The organism is Pseudomonas sp. NPDC089743, assembly GCF_044748785.1.
GTDB classification, from domain to species: domain Bacteria; phylum Pseudomonadota; class Gammaproteobacteria; order Pseudomonadales; family Pseudomonadaceae; genus Aquipseudomonas; species Aquipseudomonas putida_X.
In genome coordinates, this window is the sequence record NZ_JBIVGS010000038.1 from 1 (window position 1) to 1,803 (window position 1,803).

The following is a 1,803-nucleotide window of genomic DNA, read 5'->3' on the forward strand; positions in this document are numbered from 1 at the left end:
TGGTGATGCGGTAGAGGAGCGTTCTGTAAGCCTGTGAAGGTGAGTTGAGAAGCTTGCTGGAGGTATCAGAAGTGCGAATGCTGACATGAGTAACGACAATGCGAGTGAAAAACTCGCACGCCGAAAGACCAAGGTTTCCTGCGCAACGTTAATCGACGCAGGGTTAGTCGGTCCCTAAGGCGAGGCTGAAAAGCGTAGTCGATGGAAAACAGGTTAATATTCCTGTACTTCCAGTTATTGCGATGGAGGGACGGAGAAGGCTAGGCCAGCTTGGCGTTGGTTGTCCAAGTTTAAGGTGGTAGGCCGAGATCTTAGGCAAATCCGGGATCTCAAGGCCGAGAGCTGATGACGAGTTGCCTTTAGGCGACGAAGTGGTTGATGCCATGCTTCCAAGAAAAGCTCCTAAGCTTCAGATAACTGGGAACCGTACCCCAAACCGACACAGGTGGTTAGGTAGAGAATACCAAGGCGCTTGAGAGAACTCGGGTGAAGGAACTAGGCAAAATGGCACCGTAACTTCGGGAGAAGGTGCGCCGGTGAGGGTGAAGGACTTGCTCCGTAAGCTCATGCCGGTCGAAGATACCAGGCCGCTGCGACTGTTTATTAAAAACACAGCACTCTGCAAACACGAAAGTGGACGTATAGGGTGTGACGCCTGCCCGGTGCCGGAAGGTTAATTGATGGGGTTAGCGCAAGCGAAGCTCTTGATCGAAGCCCCGGTAAACGGCGGCCGTAACTATAACGGTCCTAAGGTAGCGAAATTCCTTGTCGGGTAAGTTCCGACCTGCACGAATGGCGTAACGATGGCGGCGCTGTCTCCACCCGAGACTCAGTGAAATTGAAATCGCTGTGAAGATGCAGTGTATCCGCGGCTAGACGGAAAGACCCCGTGAACCTTTACTATAGCTTTGCACTGGACTTTGAATTTGCTTGTGTAGGATAGGTGGGAGGCTTTGAAGTGGGGACGCCAGTTCTCATGGAGCCATCCTTGAAATACCACCCTGGCAACTTTGAGGTTCTAACTCAGGTCCGTTATCCGGATCGAGGACAGTGTATGGTGGGTAGTTTGACTGGGGCGGTCTCCTCCCAAAGAGTAACGGAGGAGTACGAAGGTGCGCTCAGACCGGTCGGAAATCGGTCGTAGAGTATAAAGGCAAAAGCGCGCTTGACTGCGAGACAAACACGTCGAGCAGGTACGAAAGTAGGTCTTAGTGATCCGGTGGTTCTGTATGGAAGGGCCATCGCTCAACGGATAAAAGGTACTCCGGGGATAACAGGCTGATACCGCCCAAGAGTTCATATCGACGGCGGTGTTTGGCACCTCGATGTCGGCTCATCACATCCTGGGGCTGAAGCCGGTCCCAAGGGTATGGCTGTTCGCCATTTAAAGTGGTACGCGAGCTGGGTTTAGAACGTCGTGAGACAGTTCGGTCCCTATCTGCCGTGGACGTTTGAGATTTGAGAGGGGCTGCTCCTAGTACGAGAGGACCGGAGTGGACGAACCTCTGGTGTTCCGGTTGTCACGCCAGTGGCATTGCCGGGTAGCTATGTTCGGAAGAGATAACCGCTGAAAGCATCTAAGCGGGAAACTTGCCTCAAGATGAGATCTCACTGGGATCTTGAATCCCCTAAAGGGCCGTCGAAGACTACGACGTTGATAGGTTGGGTGTGTAAGCGCTGTGAGGCGTTGAGCTAACCAATACTAATTGCCCGTGAGGCTTGACCATATAACACCCAAGCAATTTGCTGCTGCAGATTGTGGTGGTGAAGATGATACGAACCGAAAGTTCGCAACGAACCACA

At 52.5% G+C, this 1,803-nt stretch carries 1 rRNA gene; it reads left to right on the forward strand.

The features are described 5' to 3' along the window. Positions 1-1,727, forward strand: a 23S ribosomal RNA gene (locus tag ACIPZC_RS26000); the annotation flags it as partial. Positions 1,728-1,803: the final 76 nt, after the last annotated feature.